The following is a 22,841-nucleotide window of genomic DNA, read 5'->3' on the forward strand; positions in this document are numbered from 1 at the left end:
GTACGGGTGGGTCTGGCCGCGCGGGCGGCTCAGGCCCCGGGTCAGCGCTGGGCGGGGAGCCCGGCGAGTGCGCGGGCCTCGGCGTCCGGCTCGACGTCGCTGGTGCAGTGGGCGCAGCGGGTGGCGATGGCGGGGATCTCGGTGAAGCAGCGCGGGCAGTCGCGGAGGGCGGCCTTGATGTCGGCCTTCTTCTCCTCCTCCTTGGCGGTGAAACGGTTCTGGACCTTCGCCATGGGGACGACGACCAGGAAGTAGAGGACCGCGGCGGTGATGATGAAGGCGATGGCGGCGCTGATGAAGAGGCCGTAGGGGAACTTCACGCCGTCGACGGTGTAGGCGGCCTTGCTGAAGTCGCCCGTGCCCCGGGTGAAGAGGCCGATCAGCGGCACGATGAACGCGTTGCTGAAGCCGGTGACCACCGCGGTGAAGGCGGCTCCGACGGCCAGGCCGATGGCCATGGAGATGACGTTCCCGCGAAGGATGAAGTCCTTGAACCCGTTCAGCACCGCTCTGGCTCCTCTGTGCTCTTCTTGTGTGCTCGTCGTGCGGCGCGTCGTGCGTGCCCCGTGTGTCCGCCGGTCACTCGGCCGGTTGCGGCCCGGTCACTCGGCCGGGCCGCGCGCCCGGACACTCGCCCGGCCCGCGCGCCCGCTCGGCGGAGCGGTCCGCCTGCTCTGCCGGGTGACGCGTGCACGCAAGACCATGCCCTGTGGACGGGTCCACGGGCAAGCCGGTCGAAGCGGGTCAGAAGAGGCTGCCGGTGGCGAAGCGGAGGATTAGCTGGGGCGCCCCGGAGAGTGTGATTCCGGTTACCGCGGTCAGAACGATCGCCAAGGTGAGAGGGGCCGGGACCCGGTGCCCGTGCGACACCGGCGCCTCCTGGGGGTCCGTGGCCGTCACCGGAGCCCTGAAGAGCGCGGCGGTCCACCGAAGGTAGTAGTACAGCGCGATCACCACGTTGACGGCCATGACGACGGCGAGCCAGCCGAGCCCGGCGTCCACGGCCGAGGAGAAGACGGTGACCTTGGCGAAGAGGCCGATGATGCCGGGCGGCAGACCCGCTAGGCAGAGCAGGAAGAAGCCGAGGGTGAGCGCCGCCAGGGGCCGGGTCGCGTACAGCCCCTGGTAGTCGCCGAGCCGGTTGCCCGGGTGGCTGCGGGCGACGACCGCGGCCACGGCGAAGGCTCCGAGGTTCACCACGGCGTACATCAGGGCGTAGGCGACGGTGGAGCCGATCTGCTCGTCGCCCGCGTACGCGGCGGCGGCGATCGGCACGAGCAGGTAACCGGCCTGGCCGACGGAGGACCAGGCGAGGAGGCGTACGGCGCTGCGGGCGCGGGTGGCGTCCTGCCGGAGCGCGGCGACGTTGCCGATGGTCATGGTGAGCGCGGCGAGGACGGCCAGGGCGGGGCCCCAGACGTCGGCGTAGGACGGGAAGCCGATCACCGTGACGAGGACGAGGCCGGAGAAGCCGACCGCCTTGCCGACGACCGAGAGGTAGGCGGCGATGGGGAGCGGAGCCCCTACATAGGTGTCGGGGACCCAGAAGTGGAACGGCGCGGCGGCCGTCTTGAAGGCGAAACCGACGAGCGTGAGGACGACGCCGGCCTCGGCGAGGGTCTGGAGTCCGCCGGGCACGTCGTCGAGGCGTGCGGCGATCTCCGTCAGGTGCATGGTGCCCGTGGCCGCGTAGACGAAGCTGACGCCGAGGAGCATGACGGCGGTGGCCACGACCGAGGAGAGGAAGAACTTCAGGGCTGCTTCGGACGACCGCCGGTCGCCGCGCTTGATGCCGACGAGGGCGAACGCCGGGAGCGAGGCGACCTCCAGGGCGACGACGAGGGTCGCGAGGTCCCTGGAGGCGGGCAGGAGCGTGGCGCCGGCCGCGGAGGACAGCAGCAGGAACCAGAATTCGCCCGCGGGGAGCTTTCGGGTGTCGCCGATCGAGAGCAGCGCGGTGAGCAGGGCTCCGCCCAGCACGAGGGCCTGGATGACGAGTGCGAAGTGGTCCGCGGTGTAGCTGCAGGCCTGGGCGGCGTCGGTGAGGCAGAAGGTGGAGCGGTCCCCGGCGCGCAGCGGGACGAGCAGGGCGAGAGCCGCGACGAGCCCGGCGAGGGCTCCCCAGCCGAGCAGCGGCTTGTGCCGTTCGGCGACGAAGAGGTCCGCGACGAGGACGAGCAGCGCCACGGACGCTGTGATGACGGGGGGAGCGACGGCGAGCCAGTCGACGGACTGGACGAGGCTTGCCGCCCCGGTTGCGCTCTCGGCTGCCACGGTCACGACTTGCCTCCTGCGAGGAGCTTCTGCACGGCCGGGTCGGTGAGGCCGAGGAGGACGGCGGGCCAGAGTCCGGCGAGGACGGTCAGGGCGGCGAGCGGGGTCCAGGCGGCGAACTCGTAGCGCTGGATGTCGGCGACGGGATGCGGCTGCTCACGGTTCTCGCCCATGCAGACGCGGCGTACGACGATCAGCATGTACGCGGCCGTCAGCAGGGTGCCGAACGCGCCGATGGCCATGAAGGTGAGGAAGGCGGGCCGGCTGAGGCCCTCGGCGGGGTCGAAGGCGCCGAACAGGGTGAGCATCTCGCCCCAGAACCCGGCGAGACCGGGGAGTCCGAGGGAGGCGACCGCGGCGAAGGCGAGGAGACCGCCGAGCCTGGGCGCCCGGCCGTAGAGGGCGGCTCCGGTGGCGCCGGAGAGGGTGTCGAGGTCGGCCGTGCCGTAGCGGTCCTTGACGGCACCGACCAGGAAGAACAGCAGGCCGGTGATGAGGCCGTGGGCGATGTTGGCGAACAGCGCGCCGTTCACCCCCGTGGGCGTCATGGTGGCGATGCCGAGGAGGACGAAGCCCATGTGCCCCACGGAGGAGTAGGCGATCAGGCGCTTGAGGTCGCCCTTGGCGCCCGGGCGGGCGAGGGCGAGGCAGGCGAGGGAGCCGTAGATGATCCCGACGACCGCGAAGGCCGCGAGGTACGGCGCGAAGGTCCGCATCCCGTCGGGGGTGACGGGGAGCAGGATGCGGACGAACCCGTACGTGCCCATCTTGAGCAGCACGCCGGCGAGGAGGACCGAGCCGACGGTCGGAGCAGCCGTGTGGGCGTCCGGCAGCCAGCTGTGCAGAGGCCACATCGGGGTCTTCACGGCGAGGCCGATCCCGATGGCCAGAACCGCGATGACCTGCACGGACGTGGTCAGGCCCCGGCCGTTGTCAGTGGCGAGTGCCACCATGTCGAAGGTGCCGCTCTCCAGTCCGACGAGGAGCAGCCCCAACAGCATGACCACGGATCCGAGCAGCGTGTAGAGGATGAACTTCCAGGCGGCGGGCTGCTTCCGGTCGCCGCCCCAGCGGGCGATGAGGAAGTACATCGGGATGAGGACCATCTCGAAGGCCAGGAAGAACAGCAGCAGGTCGAGGACGGCGAAGGTCGCGAGGGTGCCGGACTCGAGGACGAGTACGAGCGCGACGAAGGCCTTCGGGGAGGGGCCTGCGGGGAGCTTGAAGTAGCTGAAGAGCGCGCAGAGGAAGGTCAGCAGCGCGGTCAGTACGAGGAGGGGGAGCGAGATGCCGTCGGTGCCGAGGTGGATCCGCACGTCGAGTGCGGGGATCCAGCTGATGTCCGTGGTGGCCTGCATCGTCGACGGGTGGTCGTGGTCGAATCCCGCGGCCAGGACGAGCGCGGCGACGAGGACGGCGCCGGTCACGGTCACGCCGTGGCGCAGCACTGCCTGGTCGGGGTTCCTGCCCTTGAGCCCCGGCGGGGCGGGCAGGAGCGCGGCGACCGCGCCGAGGAGCGGGGCCACGACGATGAACGCCAGAAGGAACTGCATCACGGATGCGCTGATATCGAACACGGCTCACGCCCCGGCGTAGACGTTGGCAAAGACGACGGCGGCGATCGCCAGGACAAGGGTTCCGGCGAGCAGCGCGCCGAGGTAGGTCTGCACGTTGCCGGTCTGGGCGCGGCGGACGGCTGTGCCGAGCCCACGGGCGATACCGCCCGCGCCGCGTACGTACGTGTCGACGACCTCGCGGTCCAGGAAGCGGACGAGCCGGGCGGCGGCGCCGACGGGGCGTACGAAGAGCACCGTGTACAGGGCGTCCAGGTGGAAGCCGGTGACCGCGTGCCGGTGGAGCGGGCCGAGCAGCAGCCGGCCGGGGTCGGACGGGTCCGGGGCGCCCGCGATGGTGCCGTACGCCGCGGTGTGCGAGGTGATCGCCTCGACCTCCACCAGGGCGGGTTCGGCGTCGGGATGGGCGGCGACCGCACCGACCGGGGGGCGGTCCGCGAGCGCGGTGGTGTGGCGCCACGTCCCGTAGGTGACGAGTCCGCCGACGAGGCCGACGCCCGTGGAGAGGACGGCCGTCGTGAGGGAGGGGGTGAGGCTGTGGCCGTCGAACCAGTCGGTGAGGGTGCCGGCGGCGAGACCGAAGGCGATCGTGGGGACGGCGAGGACCCAGAGGACGGAGGTCATCGCGATGGGCTGCTTGCCGTGGTCGGGAACCTCGGGACCACGCCCGCGGAAGGCGAGGAGCCACAGCCGGGTGGCGTAGGCGGCGGTGAGGACCGCGGCGGCGAGACCCGCGACGAGGATCGTCCAGCCGGCCGCCGCGGGGGCGACGTCGCGGTCTCCGAAGGCGGTGTGCTCGGCGGCGACGAGGACGGCTTCCTTGGAGAAGAAGCCGGCGAACGGAGGAATGGCGGCCAGCGCGAGGAGCGCGACGGTCATCGTCCAGTAGGCGTCGGGGATGCGCTTGGCCAGGTCGCCCATGCGGGACATGGCGGCCAGTGAGTTGGTGCCCGCCGCGTGGATGACGACGCCGGCCGCCAGGAAGAGGACGGCTTTGAACGCACCATGCGAGATGAGGTGGAAGACGGCGGCACCACGGTCGCCGACGGCCAGGGCGCCGGACATGTAACCGAGCTGGCCGATGGTCGAGTAGGCGAGTACGCGCTTGATGTCGTCCTGCGCGAGGGCGGCGAGACCTGAGCCGATCATCGTGACGGCCGCCATCACGGCGAGGACGACGAGGGCCGCGCCCGAGGCGGCGAAGACGGGGAGGAGCCGGGCCACGAAGTAGATACCGGCGGCGACCATCGTCGCGGCGTGGATGAGCGCCGAGACGGGGGTGGGGCCCGCCATCGCGTCCGGCAGCCAGGTGTGGAGGGGGAACTGCGCGGACTTACCGGCGACGCCGGCGAGGAGCAGCAGGGCGATGAGGGTGGGGTGGTCGAGGCCGCCGTTGTTCACGGCGGCCAGGATCCCGGTGATGCGGAACGTGCCGGTGTCCGCGGCGAGCGCGAACAGGCCGATGAGGAAGGGCACGTCGCCGAGCTTGGTGACGAGGAAGGCCTTGAGCGAGGCGGCGCGGGCCTCGGGGGTCTCCCAGTAGTGGCCGACCAGGAAGTACGAGCAGATGCCCATGACCTCCCAGCCGACCAGGAGCACCATCAGGTCGCCGGAGTAGACGACGAGCAGCATCGCGGAGGTGAAGAGGGAGACGAGGGCCGCGTACGAGGGGTAGCGGACGTCGTCCTTGAGATACGCCGTCGAGTAGACCTGCACACAGGTGGCGACGAGCCCCACGAGGACCGCGACGAGGACGGCGAAGCCGTCCAGGTGCAGGGCCAGGTCGATCGGGACCGACCCGGTCGGGGTGAGCTGTGTCGCGGCGTCGATGGCGCGGCCACCGCCCTGGCGTGCGGCGACGACGGCAGCGAGCACGGCCGCGGCGAGGGTCGGGAGCACGGCGAGGGGGCGGACGAAGCCGGGCGCGGTCCGGCCCAGGAGCAGTCCTGCCGCGGCGCCCAGGAAGGGAAGGAGGGGGACGAGGACGGCGAGGGTCGTGGTGGTCACGCGGTGGCCTCTGCCTTCTTTGCCTTCCCTGCCGGAGCAGTGGCCTGGTCTGCGGTGGTGTCGCCGTCGGCGTCCCACTCGTCGGGGAGGGCCTCGGCGGCGTCGGTCTCCGCGGTGTCACGGAGGCGGTCGACGTCCGAGCTGCCGCGGTTGCGGTACACGGCCAGGACGATCGCCAGGCCGATGCCGATCTCGGCCGCGGCGATGGCGATCGTGAAGAGGGTGAGGGCCTGACCGCCGTGGAGGGCGTCGCGGAGCCAGACGTCGAAGGCGACCAGGTTGAGGTTGACGGCGTTGAGCATGAGCTCGACGGACATCAGGACGAGGATCGCGTTGCGGCGGGCGAGCACGCCGTACAGCCCGGTGCAGAAGAGGAGGACGGCCAGGACGGCTGGATAGGCGAGGTGCATCAGCTCCGGTCCTCCCGGTTCGCGACGGATCGGTCCGCTCGGGCACCGGGCCGGGGCGTCGGGTCACCCGGGCGGGGCCCTCGTCCGTCCCGCGGGTTCGCTCGGAGGGCCGGGCCGGTCACGCCGCCCGGCCGGTCCGCTGCGCCGTCCTGCCGGTTCTTGCGGGACAGGACGATCGCGCCCACGAGAGCGGCGAGCAGCAGGACGGAGAGCGCCTCGAAGGGCAGGACCCAGTGCCTGAAGAGGAATTCGCCGGAGGCCTTGGTGGAGCCCTGGGCGGGGCCGTCCAGGTCGATCCAGGTCGTACGGAAGGCGTCCACGACCACCCACACGAGGGCTCCGGCGGCGGCCAGGGAGGCGGCGAGCGCTATCCAGCGGTTGCCGGAGTCGGCGTCCGGGGAGCGGCCGATGGGGGCTCTGGTGAGCATCAGCCCGAAGAGGAGGAGGACGACGACAGAACCGACGTAGATCAGGACCTGGACCCATGCGATGAACTCGGCCGTCAGGAGCAGATACTCCACGGCGATGCCGCCGAGCGCCACGACGAGCCAGAGGGCCGCGTGCACGAGCTGCTTGGTCGTGACGGTGACGAGGGCCGCGCCGAAGGTGGCGAGACCGACGAGGAGGAAGGCGATCTCGACGCCGGTCGGAGAGAGGAAGCCGGGGTGCCCGGCGGTGGCCGCGAGGCTCACTCCTGCCCCTCCTGTCCGTCCGTCCGGCCCGGCTGTTCCGCCGCCCCGCCCGGGCGGGGCCCCTCAGCCTGCTGGGCTGCCTGGGCCTCTCGGGCTTTCTCGGCCTGCTGGGCTTCCTGGGCCTGGAGCTTGTCGGCCGTCTTGCGGGCGGCGGCGATCTCCTTGGGCTCCTCGGCCCCAGGGTCGAGCGCGGGCGGTTCCGGGACGGTCCACATCCAGTCGCGGAGCTTGTCGCGCTCGTGGGTGAGTTCGTGGATGTCCGTCTCCGCATACTCGAACTCGGGCGACCAGAACAGCGCGTCGAAAGGACACACCTCGATGCAGATACCGCAGTACATGCAGAGGGCGAAGTCGATCGCGAAGCGGTCCAGGACGTTGCGGCTGCGCTCACGGCCACCGGGGGCGGCCGAGGGCACCGTCTCCTTGTGGGAGTCGATGTAGATGCACCAGTCGGGACATTCACGGGCGCAGAGCATGCAGACGGTGCAGTTCTCCTCGAACAGCCCGATGACCCCGCGGGTGCGGGGCGGCAGTTCGGGCTGGACGTCGGGGTACTGCGCCGTGACCGTGCGCTTCGTCATCGTCCGCAGGGTGACGGCGAGGCCTTTGGCCAGACCTGAGCCGGGGATCGGGGGCACTAGTTGATCGCCACCTTCACGATGCCGGTGAGCGCGATCTGCGCGAGAGCGAGGGGAATGAGCGTGGTCCAGGCGAGCTTCTGCAGCTGGTCCTCGCGGAGCCGGGGGTAGGTGACCCGGAGCCAGATGACCACGAACGCGAGGACGCCCGTCTTGAGCAGGGTCCAGACCCAGCCGAGCCCGTCCTCACCGAACGGCCCGTGCCATCCGCCGAGGAACAGGACGGTGGTCAGACCGCACAGCACGACGATCCCGGCGTACTCGGCGAGCAGGAACAGGGCGAAGCGGAGACCCGTGTACTCGGTGTACGCACCGAAGATGATCTCGGAGTCGGCAACCGGCATGTCGAAGGGCGGGCGTTGCAGTTCGGCGAGCCCGGCCACGAAGAAGACCAGGGCGCCGACGATCTGCCAGGGCAGCCACCACCACTCGAAGGCGTCGAGGATGCCGGGGAGCGAGACGGTGCCGGCCGCCATCGCCACGGAGGCGGCAGCGAGCAGCATCGGCAGTTCGTACGCGAGCAGCTGCGCGGCGGTGCGGAGGCCGCCCAGGAGCGAGAACTTGTTGGCCGAGGCCCAGCCCGCCATCAGCGAACCGAGCACGCCGATGCCCATGACGGCGAGCACGAAGAAGATGCCCGCGTCGACGACCTGTCCGACCGCCCCTTCACCGGGGCCGATCGGGATGGCGACGATGACGAGGAGGTACGGGAGCAACGCGACGGCCGGGGCCAGCTGGAAGATGCGGCGGTCCGCGTCGGCGGGCACGACGTCTTCCTTCTGCGCGAACTTCACCCCGTCCGCGACGAGCTGGGCCCAGCCGTGGAAGCCGCCCGCGTACATGGGGCCGAGGCGGCCCTGCATGTGGGCCATCACCTTGTGCTCGGCCTGTCCCACGACCAGCGGGACGACCATGAACACGGCAAAGACGATGACGAGGCGGAAGGCGACGTCGAGTACGTCGTTCACGCGGTATCGCCTCCGGCGGGGTGGTCAGGGTGCTCGGGCTGCTTTGGCTGCTCCGGCTGCTCGGAACGGTGGGCCGGGCCGGTGGGGCCTCCGGTACCGGTCGGAGCCTCGGTGGCGCCCGCGCCGTCGGATTCGCTGGTTTCGCCGGACTCCTCCGTGCTGCCGGGACGGGCAGGGCTCTTGGGCGTCGGCTCACCCACCGGCGCCGCCTCGGACTCGGGCTTCGGGGCGACCGTCTCCGAGGGCTCGGATTCCGGCGCGGCCCCGGGTGCCGGAGCGGCCTCGGGGCCCGTTGCCACCTCGGGCTTCGCCTGAGCTTCCGGCTTCGCCTCGGCCTCGGGCTCCGTTGTCGGCGCGTCCTCGGGCTTCGTAGCCGCCTCGGCCTCCGATGCCTGCGGGATCGTCTCCGAGGGCTCGGATTCCGGTGCGGCCTCGCGCTTCGCCTGGCCGTCGGGCTTCGCCTGAGCTTCCGGCTTCGCCTCGGCCTCGGGCTCCGTTGTCGGCGCACCCTTGGGCTCCGTCGCCGCCTCGCGCTTCGCCTGGCCGTCGGGCTTCGCCTCGACCTCGGGCTCCGTCGCCACCTCCGGCTTCGGCGCCACCTCAGGCTCGGGCGCAGCCTCCGGCTCGGGCGCAGCCTCCGGCTTCAACGCCACTTCCCGCTCGGGCGCCGCCTCCGGTGCCTCCGCCACGGGTTCCGGAGCCGACTCCGCCTTCGGCGGCGTCCGAGGCTCCTCCGCCTCCGGCTTCCGCTCCTGCTCCTGACCGGCCGTCGCTTCGAAGGCCGGCCGGGCATCGTGCCAGGGGGCGTCCGTACGGCCGGCCGCTCCCCGCGCGCGTGCCGCGCCTGTCCCGCCGGCCGCGGCCTCCGGGCCGGCGGGCGCGGTCGGGCTGGTGGTCTGGCTTGCCGAGCCCTGGGAGGCGCTGCGGTGACGGCGCGGTGCTGCCGTCCGGGGCGTCTCCGCGCTCTCCGGCGCACCCGGGGCACTCGGGGCGTCCGGGGCCGCGGCGGGCCGCGGCGCGGCCGAACCCTCGCTCACGCTGCGAGTCCGGCGCGCCGGACGGTCGCCCGCCGCGCGCGCTCCCCGGGCCGGCCGGGCAGGAGCGGGCGGAAGCTGCCCCTTGAGCGGGCCCCACTCGTTCGGGTCGGGCACGCCCGGCGGCAGCATCGTGCGCCGCTTGGGCCCGCCGTGTTCGGACTCGCCCGGCTCCTTCGCACCCGGCCAGGCCTTGGCGACCCGCGCCGCCAGGACGAAGTCCTTGCGCAGGGGGTGCCCTTCGAAGCTCTCGGGCAGCAGCAGCGGCACCAGATGGGGGTGGCCCTCGAAGCCGATGCCGAACATCTCGTGCGTCTCGCGCTCGTGCCACGCCGCGCCCGCGTACACGCCGACGGCGCTGGGCAGGACCGGCGCTTCGTGCGGAACGGTCGTACGGACCAGCAGGCGCCGCACCCGGCCCTCGCCGAGAGCGGCGACGTGGGCGCAGACCCGGAAGCCGGTGCCGGGTTCGTCCACCGCGCTCAGCCAGTCGAAGTAGGTGCAGCCCAGCTCGTCGCGCGCCGTTTCGAGGGCGGCGGTCCAGGAGGCGGCCGGGACGTCGACGGTCAGGAGGTCGTAGGCGTGCGCCGCCGTGGCGTCCGCGCCGAAGACCTCGGTGACGGCGTCGGGCAGCCGGTCGTAGGTGTCGGCGGCGGTCATGTCCGCTCCTCCCCCGGCGCCTTCGGGGCGGCGACGAGGCCGCTGCGCAGGGCTGCGGCCGAGGGGCGGGCGGGGTCCTGCGCGCCGTACCGCTCGGCGAGCGATTCGCCGGCGATCTTCTCCTGGAGCTTGAGGATTCCCTGGAGGAGCGCCTCGGGCCGTGGCGGGCACCCGGGCACGTACACGTCGACGGGGATGATCTGGTCGACGCCCTTGGTCACGGAGTACGAGTCCCAGTACGGCCCGCCGCAGTTGGAGCAGGCTCCGAAGGAGATGACGTACTTCGGCTCGGGCATCTGCTCGTACAGTCGCTTCACCGCAGGGGCCATCTTGTCCGTGACCGTGCCGGAGACGACCATCAGGTCTGCCTGCCGGGGGCCCGGTGCGAAGGGGATGACGCCGAGGCGGATGAAGTCGTGCCGGGCCATGGACGCGGCGATGAATTCGATGGCGCAGCAGGCGAGTCCGAAGTTGAAGACCCAGAGGCTGTAGCGGCGGCCCCAGTTGAGGACCACCTTCATCGGTTCGGGCGCGAGCCGGGACAGCACGCCGAGCTTCTTCGGCTCGGGCAGTGTCGTCGGATCGGGCAGCGACACGGGGGGTTCGGGGTTCGGCCGGCTCGTCACGCCCATTCGAGGACGCCCTTCTTCCATGCGTAGAGCAGTCCCACGGCCAGGAAACCGAGGAAGATGAACATCTCCACCAGCGTCGTCGCACCGTATCCGGGGGCCGCGAAGACGGTCGCCCACGGGAACAGGAAGATCGAGTCGACGGCGAAGATCACGTACAGGAAGGCGTACACGTAATAGCGAACCTGGGTGTGGGCCCAGCCCTCCCCCACGGGGTCCACGCCGCATTCGTACGTGAGGAGTTTCTCCGGCGTCGGGACCACGGGCCTCAGCAGACGGCCGGCCCCGAAGGCGACGGCGACGAACAGCACGCCCACCACGGCGAGCAGTCCGACCACTGAGTAGCTCTGGAAGTAGTCCGACGCGAGAACGGTCGGTCCCGGCACGTCCGCCACGTCCGCCCCTCGCTCCCTAGCCTGTTCGACGGTCTGTACGCACGGGAGTCTAGGCCCTGTTAAAGAGACGGTAAGCAGCCCCGTCGCACAACGGGTGGTGCGAGTGGGACGCGAACGGTGGCACGGGAGGTGGGGTTATCCCCACTCCGCCTCACCCACGAACCCCATGGCGTCGGCGCGTCCCGCCCGGCACGCTGGTCGTATGACCATGAGCCCGTCCCTGCCGGACAACGACCGGCCGCCGCCCGCGCGCTTCGCCTTCGACCGGTGGACCTGGAAGGAGATCGCGCATCTCCTGGCCAACCTGCCGATGGGGATCGCCGGGTTCGTCTACACCGTGTTCCTGATCGGCGTCGGCGCCGGACTCTCGATCACCGTGGTGGGTCTGCCGCTGCTTGCCCTCGGGCTCCAGGGCGCGCGGGGCTTCGGCCGGGCGGAGCGCCTGCGGGCGCGCGCACTGCTCGGCGTGCGGATCGAGGAACCGAGCCCGATGCCGCGCGGCCTCGGGAACGGGGGCTTCTTCAGCTGGCTGTGGTCGGGGCTGAAGGACCCGGTGGGCTGGAGGACGTTGCTGTATTCGTTCATGCGGCTGCCGTGGGGCGTGGTGACGTTCGCCGTGACGATGGTGAGCCTGTTCGTCCTGTGGCCGGTGCTCCCGTTCATCGCGCGTGGCCTGACGAACGCGGACCGGGCGATGGCGCGCGCCCTCCTCTCGCCCTCGGACGAGCTGGAACGCCGGATCGCCGAGCTGGAGTCGGACCGTGGGGTGGTCGTGGACACGGCCGCCGCGGACCTGCGCCGCATCGAACGCGACCTCCACGACGGCGCACAGGCCCGCCTCGTCGCCCTCGCCATGGGCCTCGGTCTGGCGAAGGAGAAGCTCACCGACGACCCGGAGGCCGCCGCCCGCATGGTCGAGGAGGCACACGGCGAGGTCAAGGTCGCCCTCCAGGAACTCCGCGACCTCGCCCGGGGCATCCACCCCGCCGTCCTCACCGACCGCGGACTGGACGCGGCACTCTCCGCGATCGCCTCCCGCTGCACCGTCCCCGTGACCGTGTCCGTCCAGCTGTCGGGCCGGCCTGCGGAGGCCATCGAGGGCATCGCCTATTTCACGGTCTCCGAACTGCTCCAGAACGTCAGCAAGCACAGCCGGGCCCGTTCGGCGTCGGTCGATGTGTGGCGGTCGGGCGACCGGCTGTTGCTCCGGGTCCAGGACGACGGGACCGGTGGCGCCCGGCTCGACGGCGGTACGGGCATGTCGGGGCTGGCGGAGAGGCTGGGGGCGGTCGACGGGCTGTTCGTCCTGGACTCCCCGGAGGGTGGCCCCACCACGGTCACCGCGGAGCTGCCCTGGCGCGACCGCACCGCCACGACGGCCAAACACGTCGAACCCGCGTGATGCCCGCGTCGCCGTGGTGACCCCGTACGCCCCGCCCGGCCCGGGATGCGGACAAGCGCCCCACGCGGAGCCCCACCGGCCCGAACGCCCCGCCCGGCCCGGGATGCAGCCCCGCGCCCCACGCGGAGCCCCGCCGGCCCGAACGCCGGGCGTAACCGTGGTGACCCCGTACGTCCCGCCACGAGCCCTCGCCGTTCCCCTCGCGGCGCCCCCTCGGCAGCCCCGGCGCGGGCACCGCGGCACACGCGCCGGCGCCATGGTGGGGAAAACCCCCTGCCGGATACGGAGACCGTCCTCATGGTGCGAGATCCCCCGGCACAGCAGTCTTGAGACATCAGCCGGCATATCGGCCCGCGGGGCAATCCCGCTCATCAGAAACGGACGGACGCCACTCATGACCACGGCATACGGACCGGACGCGCGGGACCGCCACAGGCCCGGCAGCACCGGGCCGGGGAGCCACCCCCCGGCGAAGCACCTCATCCCCGCGGGTCTGCGCGCGCCCTTCGAGGGGCGTACATGGCGTGAGCTGGGCTATGTGCTCCTGAGCCTGCCGATCAGCGTGGTGCTGTTCAGCTTCGCGATCACCATGGTGTCGCTGGGGCTGGGCATGCTGATCACCTTCCTCGGCATTCCGATCCTCGCCGCCGGCCTGGCGATGTGCCGCGGGTTCGGTGCGATGGAACGGGGCAGGGCGCGCGCCCTGCTGCGGCTCGACGTCGCGGATCCCGCCCCCGTGCGCGGGAAGGGCGGCCTGATGTCCTGGGTCGGCACGGTGCTGAAGAGCGGGGTGTCCTGGAGGCATCTGCTCTACTGCGTCCTGCACATGCCGTGGGCGGTCTTCGCGTTCAACGTCGCGGTGGTCTTCTGGGCGTACGGTCTGGCGGCCCTGACCTATCCGCTGTGGCGCTGGGTCTTCCCGGCGTACGCGGGGACCGACGGCATCCAGCTCTACGGGGACAGGACCCATCAGGTCTACCTCGACTCCCCCGCCGAGATGGCGGCCACCAGCGCGATCGGCCTCGCTCTCGTCCTGGTGTCGCCGTGGATCGTCCGGGGCCTGGTCTCCGTGGACCGGGCGATGGTGCGAGGGCTGCTCGGCCCCTCCCGGCTGGCCAGCAGGGTCTCGGAGCTGGAGTCGGACCGTGGGGTGGTCGTGGACACGGCCGCCGCGGACCTGCGCCGCATCGAACGCGACCTCCACGACGGCGCACAGGCCCGCCTCGTCGCCCTCGCCATGGACCTGGGCCTGGCGAAGGAGAAGCTGAACGAGGACCCGGAGGCCGCCGCCCGCATGGTCGAGGAGGCACACGGCGAGGTCAAGGTCGCCCTCCAGGAACTCCGCGACCTCGCCCGGGGCATCCACCCCGCCGTCCTCACCGACCGCGGACTGGACGCGGCACTCTCCGCGATCGCCTCCCGCTGCACCGTCCCCGTGACCGTGGTGGTGGACCTTGAGTCGCGGCCGGCGCAGGCGATCGAGGGCATCGCGTACTTCACCGTCTCCGAACTGCTCCAGAACGTCAGCAAGCACGCCCGGGCCACCCGTGCCTCGGTCGACGTGTGGCGCGCGGGCGAGCGGCTGATGCTCCAGATCACCGACAACGGGCGGGGTGGGGCGGATGTCTCCGGGGGCAGTGGCCTGGCCGGGCTGGCGGAGCGGCTGGACGCGGTCGACGGCGTCCTCGTCGTCGACTCCCCCGCCGGCGGCCCGACGACGGTCACGGCGGAGCTGCCCTGGCGTGGCTGACACCGGCCCGAGACGGCCACCGTCCGGCCCGGCACGGCAGCGATGCCGGGCCGGGCCCCGTGCGGACCGTCACCTCACCGCAGTGCCCCGGCCGCCCTCACGGCGGCCGGGGCACTGCGGCGCGTCCGGTGGCACCGGAGCAGGTCCGTACACCGCGGGAACAGCCGTGTACGGCTCGTCCGGGCACGGATGCTGGAATGCTGGGCACACAAGACGGCACGCCAGGCGGCGTGCGCACGAAGTACCGACAGTGGGGGACACAGCGTCGTGGAGGAAAGAGTGCGGGTCGTCATCGCCGAGGACTCGGTGCTGCTGCGGGAGGGGCTCACCAGGCTGCTGACCGATCTGGGGCACGACGTCGTCGCGGGGGTGGGGGACGCCGAGGCGCTGATCAAGACGGTGGCCGACCTCGCGGCGCAGGACGCGCTGCCCGACGTGGTCGTCGCCGACGTCCGGATGCCCCCGACGCACACCGACGAGGGGGTGCGGGCCGCGGTGCGGCTGCGGAAGGACTACCCCCACATCGGGGTCCTGGTGCTCTCGCAGTACGTCGAGGAGGAGTACGCCACCGAGCTGCTGGCCGGCAGCAGCCGTGGGGTGGGCTATCTGCTCAAGGACCGGGTGGCCGAGGTCAGGGAGTTCGTGGACGCCGTGGTCCGGGTGGCGCAGGGCGGCACCGCGCTGGACCCCGAGGTGGTGGCACAGCTCCTGGGCCGCAGCCGCAAGCAGGACGTGCTGGCGGGGCTCACGCCGCGCGAGCGGGAGGTCCTCGGCCTGATGGCGGAGGGGCGTACGAATTCGGCCGTCGCCCGGCAGCTCGTGGTGAGCGACGGAGCCGTCGAGAAGCACGTCAGCAACATCTTCCTGAAACTCGGCCTGTCACCCAGCGACGGAGACCATCGGCGCGTTCTCGCCGTTCTGACCTACTTGAAGTCCTAGCGACGAGATGATCTGTCGGCGATGATCTGAATGCTCCACCCCCGGTCGACCGAAACTCCGGGCCCAGGACGAAAGGACGAGTACTGCCGCCCGCCGGGATGTCAGCCCCCGGTCACCGGGGTCCGGGAATATGGCCGCGTGAAGTATTCGTGCCCGGAAACGCGTCCACCATATGACCGGTCCGAGGAAGGCGACCCTTACAGAAGTAGGGTGGTGCCTGGACCGCCGGCGGGCCGGCCGGTCCTCGAGCCGCCGCCCCAGGGAGGTCCAGTTCAGTGACCAGCCAGGTCAGTAGCCCAGCCGGTAAGTCCGATGAGGCCAGCGAGGCTGTCGTCGGGGAGCAACGAGCCCCGCACTTTGATCGTACGGGCGCCACCGAGAAGGAAGTCCGTCGTCTCGACCGGGTGATCATCCGTTTCGCGGGTGACTCGGGTGACGGCATGCAGCTCACGGGCGACCGCTTCACGTCGGAGACGGCGTCGTTCGGGAACGACCTGTCGACCCTGCCGAACTTCCCGGCCGAGATCCGGGCGCCCGCAGGCACCCTGCCGGGTGTGTCGTCGTTCCAGCTGCATTTCGCGGACCACGACATCCTCACTCCGGGCGACGCGCCGAACGTGCTGGTCGCGATGAATCCCGCGGCGTTGAAGGCGAATATCGCCGATGTGCCGCGCGGGGCCGACATCATTGTGAACACGGACGAATTCACCAAGCGTCCGATGGCCAAGGTCGGATATGACGCGTCCCCTCTCGAGGACGGGTCGCTGGAGGCGTACAACGTCCACCCGGTGCCTTTGACCACATTGACGATCGAGGCGCTCAAGGAGTTCGGGCTTTCCCGCAAGGAGGCCGAGCGGTCGAAGAATATGTTCGCGCTCGGGCTGTTGTCCTGGATGTACAACCGTCCGACCGAGGGGACGGAGGCATTCCTCCGGTCGAAGTTCGCCAAGAAGCCGGACATCGCCGAGGCGAACGTGACGGCGTTCCGCGCGGGATGGAATTTCGGTGAGACGACGGAGGATTTCGCCGTCTCGTACGAGGTCGCGCCGGCCTCGCAGGCATTCCCCACGGGCACCTACCGCAACATCTCGGGGAATCTCGCCCTGTCGTACGGCCTGATCGCGGCGGGCCGGCAGGCCGAGCTGCCGGTCTATCTGGGGTCCTATCCGATCACCCCGGCGTCGGACATTCTGCATGAGCTCAGCAAGCACAAGAACTTCGGCGTGCGGACGTTCCAGGCGGAGGACGAGATCGCCGGGATCGGGGCGGCGCTCGGCGCCGCGTTCGGCGGGTCCCTGGGCGTGACGACCACGTCGGGTCCCGGTGTGGCGCTGAAGTCGGAGACGATCGGCCTGGCGGTCTCGCTGGAACTGCCGCTGCTGATCATCGACATCCAGCGCGGCGGCCCCTCCACCGGTCTGCCGACCAAGACCGAGCAGGCGGATCTGCTCCAGGCCATGTACGGGCGCAACGGCGAGGCACCGGTGCCGATCGTGGCGCCGAGGACCCCGGCGGACTGCTTCGACGCGGCCCTGGACGCCGCCCGCATCGCGCTGACCTACCGGACGCCGGTGTTCCTGCTCTCCGACGGCTATCTGGCGAACGGCTCCGAGCCGTGGCGGATTCCCGAGGCCGACAGCCTGCCGGACCTGCGGACGCGGTTCGCGAGCGGGCCGAACCACGAACTCGCCGACGGCACCGAGGTGTTCTGGCCGTACAAGCGGGACCCGGAGACCCTGGCCCGCCCCTGGGCCGTACCGGGCACCCCCGGGCTCGAACACCGGATCGGCGGGATCGAGAAGCAGGACGGCACGGGCAACATCTCCTATGATCCGGCCAACCACGACTTCATGGTCCGCACCCGTCAGGCGAAGGTCGACGGCATCGAGGTCCCCGACCTGGAGGTCGACGACCCGGCGGGCGCGAGGACCCTGGTCCTGGGCTGGGGTTCGACGTACGGCCCCATCACCGCGGCGGTACGGCGGCTCCGCGCGGCCGGGGAGACCATCGCACAGGCCCATCTGCGCCACCTCAACCCGTTCCCGCGGAATCTCGGCGAGGTCCTGAAGCGGTACGACAAGGTCGTCGTCCCGGAGATGAACCTCGGTCAGCTGGCCATGCTGATCAGGGCCAAGTACCTCGTGGACGCCCGGAGTTACAACCAGGTCAACGGAATGCCGTTCAAGGCCGAGCAGCTCGCCACAGTCCTCAAGGAGGCCATCGGTGCCTGACGCACACGCCAACGAGCTCCTCCAGCTGGTCCCCAAGGCCGAGGGCAAGCAGTCCATGAAGGACTTCAAGTCCGACCAGGAGGTGCGCTGGTGCCCGGGCTGCGGGGACTACGCGGTCCTCGCGGCCGTGCAGGGCTTCATGCCCGAACTGGGGCTGGCGAGGGAGAACATCACGTTCGTCTCCGGCATCGGCTGCTCGTCCCGCTTCCCGTACTACATGAACACCTACGGGATGCACTCCATCCACGGCCGCGCGCCCTCGATCGCGACGGGCCTGGCCACCTCCCGGCGCGACCTGTCCGTCTGGGTGGTCACCGGGGACGGCGACGCCCTGTCCATCGGCGGCAACCACCTCATCCACGCCCTGCGCCGCAACGTCAACCTCAAGATCCTGCTGTTCAACAACCGGATCTACGGCCTCACCAAGGGCCAGTACAGTCCCACCTCCGAGGTCGGCAAGATCACCAAGTCGACGCCGATGGGGTCGCTGGACGCCCCCTTCAACCCGGTCTCGCTGGCGCTGGGCGCGGAGGCGTCGTTCGTCGCCCGTACGGTCGACTCGGACCGCAAGCACCTCACCGGCGTGCTGCGCGCGGCGGCCGAGCACCCCGGCACCGCGCTGGTGGAGATCTACCAGAACTGCAACATCTTCAACGACGGCGCCTTCGAGGTCCTCAAGGACAAGGAGCGGGCCGAGGAGGCGGTCATCCGTCTCGAACACGGCAAGCCGATCCGCTTCGGGGCCGACGGCGCGAAGGGCGTGGTCCGCGACCCCCTGACGGGCGACCTGAGCGTCGTCGCGGTGACCGAGGAGAACCAGTCACGCGTCCTCGTGCACGACGCCCACAACCCGAGTCCCACGACCGCGTTCGCGCTGTCGCGGCTGGCCGACGCCGACACGCTGCACCACACCCCGATCGGCGTCCTGCGCAGTGTGGAGCGCCCCGTCTACGACGCCCTCATGTCCGACCAGCTCGACGCCGCGATCGAGCAGCACGGGAAGGGTGACCTGAGCGCCCTGCTGGCGGGCAACGACACCTGGACCGTGGTCGGCTGACCGGCCGTCACCCCTGCTCACCGAGGCCCGGAGCCGGTCGGCTCCGGGCCTCGTCGTATGCCTCGCGGGCGGTCTCGACCGCGTCGAGCCGGCGCTCCGCCCACCTGGCGAGCCCCCAGACCTGGTCCGCGGCCTCCCTGCCGAGCGGGGTGAGCGAGTAGTCCACCCTCGGCGGGATGACGGGCTTGGCGTCCCGGTGCACGAAGCCGTCGCGCTCCAGCGTCTGGAGCGTCTGGGTCAGCATCTTCTCGCTGACGCCGCCCACGGCCCGGCGCAGTTCACCGAAGCGGTGCGAGCGTTCGAGCAGCGCCGCCAGCACGAGGACGCCCCAGCGGCTGGTGACGTGTTCGAGCACCAGCCGGGAGGGGCACATCGGCTCGTTCACGCTCGGGGGCCTGATCATACGTACGTCCACGTCAGTATCTTACTTCAAAGTGGGTACTTTCGAATAGAAAGTACGCCCCTTACAGTGAGTGGCAAGAGTCCGTCCCAGGATCAGCGCACGCACCAGGAGAAACCCATGAGCATCGTCGTCACAGGAGCAACCGGACAGCTCGGACGTCTCGTCGTCGAGCGGCTGCTCGACCAGGTCCCTGCGGGATCGATCGCCGCGGTCGTCCGCAATGCGGAGAAGGCCGCGCCCCTCGCCGCCCGGGGTGTCGAGATCCGCGTCGCCGACTACGACCGGCCCGAGACGCTCGCCGGCGCCTTCCGCTCCGGTGACCGCGTGCTGCTGATCTCGGCCGACCAGGTGGGCCGGCGCATCCCCCAGCACACCGCGGTGATCGACGCCGCCAAGGCCGCCGGGGTGGCGCAGCTCGCGTACACGGGCGTCCTGGGCGGGCCGGACGCCGACTTCCGGCTGGCCGACGAGCACAAGGAGACCGAGCGGCTGATCCTCGACTCGGGGATCCCCCACACCTTCCTGCGCAACGGCTGGTACACGGAGAACTACACCGCGAACCTCGCGCCGGTCCTGGAGCACGGCGCGGTCGTCGCCAACGCGGGCGAGGGCCGCATCGCCTCCGCCACACGCGGAGACTACGCCGCCGCCGCAGCCGCCGTGCTGACCGGCGAGGGGCACCTCGGCGCGGTGTACGAGCTCAGCGGCGACACCGCCTGGTCGCTGGCCGAGTACGCCGCCGTGGTGGCGGAGGCGACGGGGCGGGAGATCGTCTACAGCAACGTCCCCGCCGCCACGCACCAGGAGATCCTCGTCGGGGCCGGACTGCCCGAGCCCTTCGCCGAGATCCTCGTCGACGTCGACGCGGCGATCGAGCGCGGCCTGCTGGCGGGGACGAGCGGGGACCTGGCCCGGCTGATCGGCCGGCCGACGACGCCGCTGGCCACGTCGGTCGCCGAGGCGCTGTCCGCCGCCTGAGCGGGCACCCCGAACCCTGTCACGACCGTTTCCGTGAGACGGCTATGACATGGAGCCCTCGCGGCGCTACCTTCGTGCAGTCGGACGTCGCCGACCAGGAGTGCCGGGAGGGCCCGTGGAGGGGAAGAACGAGCAGCGGGCAGGCCTGCTGTACGGAATAGGCGCGTACGGGATGTGGGGGCTCGTGCCCCTCTTCTGGCCGCTGCTGGAGCCGTCGGGCGCGGTGGAGATCCTCGCGCACCGCATGGTCTGGTCGCTGGGCGTCGTCGGGATCGCGCTGCTCCTCCTGCGCCGCTGGGCCTGGATCGGGGAGCTCGTGCGCCGCCCCCGGCAGCTGGGGCTGATCGCGATCGCCGCGACCGTCATATCGGTCAACTGGGGCCTGTACATCTGGGCCGTCAACAACGGCCACGTCGTCGAGGCGTCCCTCGGCTACTTCATCAACCCCCTGGTCACCATCGCCATGGGCGTCCTGCTGCTCGGCGAGCGGCTGCGTCCGGTCCAGTGGACCGCGGTGGCGACCGGCTTCGCGGCGGTGCTCGTCCTCGCCGTGGGCTACGGGCAGCCGCCCTGGATCTCGCTGGTGCTGGCCTTCTCGTTCGCCACGTACGGCCTGGTGAAGAAGAAGGTCGGCATGGGCGGGCTGGAGTCCCTGGCCGCCGAGACCGCCGTCCTCTTCCTGCCCGCGCTCGGCTTCCTGGTGTGGCTGGGGGCGAGCGGCGACGCGACGTTCCTCTACGGAGGCGCGGGACACGGCGCCCTGCTCGCCGCCACGGGGCTCGTCACCGCGATCCCGCTCGTCTGCTTCGGCGCCGCGGCGATCCGGGTGCCGCTGTCGGTGCTGGGCCTGCTCCAGTACCTCGCGCCGGTCTTCCAGTTCACCCTGGGCATCCTCTACTTCCACGAGGAGATGCCGCCCGAGCGGTGGGCCGGGTTCGCGCTCGTCTGGGTGGCGCTGACCATGCTGACCTGGGACGCGCTGCGGACGGCGCGGCGCACGAGGGCGGAGGCACTGCGCCTGGCGGTACGGGCGGCACAGGCGGCCACGCCGGCCGGCCCGGCTTCCGCCCGGCCCGCGGAGACCGACAGTCCGGCCATCAAATAGTTACTCAGTTGCTTTTTTTACTCGGTTGCGTTTTCCTGTCACGGCAGGAGACCGCGAACCGAGGAGCAGTCATGACCGACGTACTGATCGTGGGCGCCGGCCCGACCGGGCTGACGCTCGCCTGCGATCTCGCCCGGCGCGGGATCGCCCTGCGGATCGTGGACAGGTCGCCGGAGCATCCGCGCAGCTCCCGGTCCAAGGGACCCAACCCCCGCTCCCTGGAGGTGCTGGAGCACCTCGGCGTCCTCGAGCGGGTGAAGGCGGCGAGCGTGGCGCCCCTCCTGATGCGGAAGTACCGCGACGGCGAGCCCGTCGCCGACACCGACCCGTACGCGGGCTCCTCACCGACGCCGGACGCGCCGTACGACCGGGGGCGGCTGATCGCCCAGTGGCGGCTGGAGGAGATCCTGCGCGACCGCCTCGCCGAGTTCGGCGCGGCCGTGGAGACCGGCACCGAGGTCGTGGGGCTCACCGAGGACGGCGCCGCGGTGACCGTGACCTTCGCCGACGGCTCCCGCACCGAGGCGCGGTACGTGGTGGGCTGCGACGGCGCCCACAGCCGCGTACGCACCCTGCTGGGCATCCCGTTCGAGGGCGAGACGGACGAGGAACAGGTGATGGTCTGCGGCGACGTCGAGATCACGCACGGCGTCCTGGACCGGGACGTCTGGCACCAGTGGTTCGACGAGGACGGGGCCGTGATGCTCTGCCCGATCCCCGGCACCCGGACGGGCTGGTGGTTCCAGTCCGGCCCCGAGAGGGACGCGGACGGCCGTCCGCTCCCGCCGTCCCCCGAAGGCTTCGGGCGGCTCTTCGCCCGGCACACCCGGCTGCCCGCCGCCCACCTCACCGGGGCCACGCTGCTCTCGACGTACCGCGTCAACGTGCGCATGGTGGACCGCTACCGGGTGGGCCGGGTCCTGCTGGCGGGGGACGCCGCCCACGTGCACGCCATCGCGGGCGGCCTCGGCATGAACACCGGCATCCAGGACGCCTTCAACCTGGGCTGGAAGCTCGCCCAGGTGGTGGGCGGACGGGCCGGCGAGGGGCTGCTCGACACCTACGAGGAGGAGCGGCTGCCGGTGGCCGCCCGGACGCTGGACCTCACGTCGGAGCGGCTGCGGGCCACGCTGGAGGCGATCAGGCAACCGGGGGGCGGGCTCGACGCGGCCGTGACGCCCTCGATGTCGGGACTCGGCCAGGGCTACCGGTGGAGTTCGCTCGCCCGCCCCGGATGCGGGGGCGAGGTGCGGTCCGGCGACCGCGCGCCCGACGCCCCCTGCCACGAGGCGGCGACCGGCGCGCCCACCCGCCTCTTCCACACCTTCGCCGGGCCGCACATCACGCTGCTGGGCTTCGGCGCGGGCAGTGGACCCTCGCTGCGGGAGGCCGCCGCGGCCCACGGCGACGCGGTACGGACCTGCCGGGTCCTCGGCCCCGGAGCCACGGAGGCGGAGACGGCGGAGGCCGGCCCGCACGCCCTGCACGACCGGCGGGGCCTGGCCCGCGCGGCGTACGGCGTCGACGGGGACGCGGTCGTCGTGATCCGGCCGGACGGTCACGTGGCCCTGCACGCGAGGGCGGACGACCCGCACGCGGTACGGGACTGCCTGGCGGCGCTCGACGGGTCCGGGCCACGGTACCGGTGAGGGGGGCAGGCATGGTGGACGGCACACGCAAAGGCTGATTGAGTGC

General features: G+C 71.5%; 20 protein-coding genes. 8 read left to right on the forward strand and 12 right to left on the reverse strand.

Going from position 1 to position 22,841, the window contains the following annotated elements:
* Positions 1 to 41: 41 nt before the first annotated feature.
* The 11 genes from mscL to ACFY8O_RS05120 all read right to left on the reverse strand — a co-directional run bounded on the left by mscL (position 42) and on the right by ACFY8O_RS05120 (position 11,281).
* A complete protein-coding gene (mscL, locus tag ACFY8O_RS05070; protein ID WP_145804111.1) occupies positions 42 to 506 on the reverse strand; it encodes a large conductance mechanosensitive channel protein MscL in 465 nt (154 codons plus the stop codon).
* A gap of 238 nt (positions 507 to 744) precedes the next feature.
* The gene (locus ACFY8O_RS05075; RefSeq protein ID WP_387898898.1) at positions 745 to 2,280 is read right to left on the reverse strand and encodes an NADH-quinone oxidoreductase subunit N; all 1,536 of its coding nucleotides are present in this window, start codon (positions 2,278 to 2,280) and stop codon (positions 745 to 747) included.
* Positions 2,277 to 3,827, reverse strand: a complete 1,551-nt coding sequence (locus ACFY8O_RS05080; RefSeq protein ID WP_387899586.1) for a complex I subunit 4 family protein — start codon at positions 3,825 to 3,827, stop codon at positions 2,277 to 2,279. The genes ACFY8O_RS05075 and ACFY8O_RS05080 overlap by 4 nt, the downstream gene beginning before the upstream one ends.
* Before the next feature lie 27 nt (positions 3,828 to 3,854).
* Positions 3,855 to 5,855 carry an NADH-quinone oxidoreductase subunit 5 family protein gene (locus ACFY8O_RS05085; RefSeq protein WP_387898901.1) on the reverse strand — a complete coding sequence of 667 codons (2,001 nt, stop codon included), beginning with the start codon at positions 5,853 to 5,855 and terminating at the stop codon, positions 3,855 to 3,857.
* Complete coding sequence (gene nuoK / locus ACFY8O_RS05090; RefSeq protein WP_387898904.1) at positions 5,852 to 6,265, reverse strand: NADH-quinone oxidoreductase subunit NuoK; 414 nt, start codon at positions 6,263 to 6,265, stop codon at positions 5,852 to 5,854. Before nuoK ends, ACFY8O_RS05085 begins: the two co-directional genes overlap by 4 nt.
* A complete protein-coding gene (locus tag ACFY8O_RS05095) occupies positions 6,265 to 6,957 on the reverse strand; it encodes an NADH-quinone oxidoreductase subunit J family protein (RefSeq protein ID WP_387898907.1) in 693 nt (230 codons plus the stop codon). Before ACFY8O_RS05095 ends, nuoK begins: the two co-directional genes overlap by 1 nt.
* Positions 6,954 to 7,595, reverse strand: a complete 642-nt coding sequence (locus ACFY8O_RS05100; protein ID WP_387898910.1) for a NuoI/complex I 23 kDa subunit family protein — start codon at positions 7,593 to 7,595, stop codon at positions 6,954 to 6,956. The genes ACFY8O_RS05095 and ACFY8O_RS05100 overlap by 4 nt, the downstream gene beginning before the upstream one ends.
* Positions 7,595 to 8,563, reverse strand: coding sequence for a complex I subunit 1/NuoH family protein (locus ACFY8O_RS05105; protein ID WP_387898913.1), 969 nt, complete (start codon positions 8,561 to 8,563; stop codon positions 7,595 to 7,597). The genes ACFY8O_RS05100 and ACFY8O_RS05105 overlap by 1 nt, the downstream gene beginning before the upstream one ends.
* On the reverse strand, positions 8,560 to 10,257 hold the full coding sequence (locus tag ACFY8O_RS05110) for an NADH-quinone oxidoreductase subunit C (RefSeq protein WP_387898916.1): 1,698 nt from the start codon (positions 10,255 to 10,257) through the stop codon (positions 8,560 to 8,562). The genes ACFY8O_RS05105 and ACFY8O_RS05110 overlap by 4 nt, the downstream gene beginning before the upstream one ends.
* On the reverse strand, positions 10,254 to 10,889 hold the full coding sequence (locus tag ACFY8O_RS05115; protein ID WP_145804128.1) for an NADH-quinone oxidoreductase subunit B: 636 nt from the start codon (positions 10,887 to 10,889) through the stop codon (positions 10,254 to 10,256). Before ACFY8O_RS05115 ends, ACFY8O_RS05110 begins: the two co-directional genes overlap by 4 nt.
* Complete coding sequence (locus ACFY8O_RS05120) at positions 10,880 to 11,281, reverse strand: NADH-quinone oxidoreductase subunit A (RefSeq protein WP_033297557.1); 402 nt, start codon at positions 11,279 to 11,281, stop codon at positions 10,880 to 10,882. The genes ACFY8O_RS05115 and ACFY8O_RS05120 overlap by 10 nt, the downstream gene beginning before the upstream one ends.
* Positions 11,282 to 11,483: 202 nt before the next feature.
* Here ACFY8O_RS05120 and ACFY8O_RS05125 point away from each other — a divergent pair, with 202 nt between their 5' ends.
* The 5 genes from ACFY8O_RS05125 to ACFY8O_RS05145 all read left to right on the forward strand — a co-directional run bounded on the left by ACFY8O_RS05125 (position 11,484) and on the right by ACFY8O_RS05145 (position 18,660).
* Entirely contained in the window at positions 11,484 to 12,683 is a 1,200-nt protein-coding gene (locus tag ACFY8O_RS05125; protein ID WP_145804130.1) for a sensor histidine kinase, read from the forward strand.
* Between the two features lie 394 nt (positions 12,684 to 13,077).
* A complete protein-coding gene (locus tag ACFY8O_RS05130) occupies positions 13,078 to 14,433 on the forward strand; it encodes a sensor histidine kinase (RefSeq protein ID WP_145804132.1) in 1,356 nt (451 codons plus the stop codon).
* A 279-nt stretch (positions 14,434 to 14,712) separates the two neighbouring features.
* Positions 14,713 to 15,372: a response regulator gene (locus tag ACFY8O_RS05135; RefSeq protein WP_145804833.1), complete on the forward strand. Its 660-nt coding sequence runs from the start codon at positions 14,713 to 14,715 to the stop codon at positions 15,370 to 15,372.
* A 275-nt stretch (positions 15,373 to 15,647) separates the two neighbouring features.
* Positions 15,648 to 17,603, forward strand: a complete 1,956-nt coding sequence (locus tag ACFY8O_RS05140) for a 2-oxoacid:acceptor oxidoreductase subunit alpha (RefSeq protein WP_387898920.1) — start codon at positions 15,648 to 15,650, stop codon at positions 17,601 to 17,603.
* Positions 17,604 to 17,658: 55 nt separating this feature from the next.
* Complete coding sequence (locus tag ACFY8O_RS05145; RefSeq protein ID WP_387899590.1) at positions 17,659 to 18,660, forward strand: 2-oxoacid:ferredoxin oxidoreductase subunit beta; 1,002 nt, start codon at positions 17,659 to 17,661, stop codon at positions 18,658 to 18,660.
* A gap of 7 nt (positions 18,661 to 18,667) precedes the next feature.
* On the opposite strand, the gene ACFY8O_RS05150 is transcribed toward ACFY8O_RS05145, so the two are convergent.
* Positions 18,668 to 19,063 carry a winged helix-turn-helix transcriptional regulator gene (locus ACFY8O_RS05150; RefSeq protein ID WP_387899593.1) on the reverse strand — a complete coding sequence of 132 codons (396 nt, stop codon included), beginning with the start codon at positions 19,061 to 19,063 and terminating at the stop codon, positions 18,668 to 18,670.
* Positions 19,064 to 19,180: 117 nt separating this feature from the next.
* Between ACFY8O_RS05150 and ACFY8O_RS05155 the strand changes: the two genes are divergently transcribed.
* The 3 genes from ACFY8O_RS05155 (at position 19,181) to ACFY8O_RS05165 (ending at position 22,795) form a co-directional block, all read left to right on the forward strand.
* On the forward strand, positions 19,181 to 20,041 hold the full coding sequence (locus tag ACFY8O_RS05155) for an SDR family oxidoreductase (RefSeq protein WP_387898923.1): 861 nt from the start codon (positions 19,181 to 19,183) through the stop codon (positions 20,039 to 20,041).
* Between the two features lie 115 nt (positions 20,042 to 20,156).
* Positions 20,157 to 21,146, forward strand: coding sequence for an EamA family transporter RarD (gene rarD, locus ACFY8O_RS05160; protein ID WP_387898926.1), 990 nt, complete (start codon positions 20,157 to 20,159; stop codon positions 21,144 to 21,146).
* Positions 21,147 to 21,217: 71 nt separating this feature from the next.
* Entirely contained in the window at positions 21,218 to 22,795 is a 1,578-nt protein-coding gene (locus tag ACFY8O_RS05165; RefSeq protein ID WP_387898929.1) for an FAD-dependent monooxygenase, read from the forward strand.
* Positions 22,796 to 22,841: the final 46 nt, after the last annotated feature.

The sequence above is a fragment of the Streptomyces argenteolus genome (assembly GCF_042902585.1).
GTDB classification, from domain to species: Bacteria; Actinomycetota; Actinomycetes; order Streptomycetales; family Streptomycetaceae; genus Streptomyces; species Streptomyces argenteolus.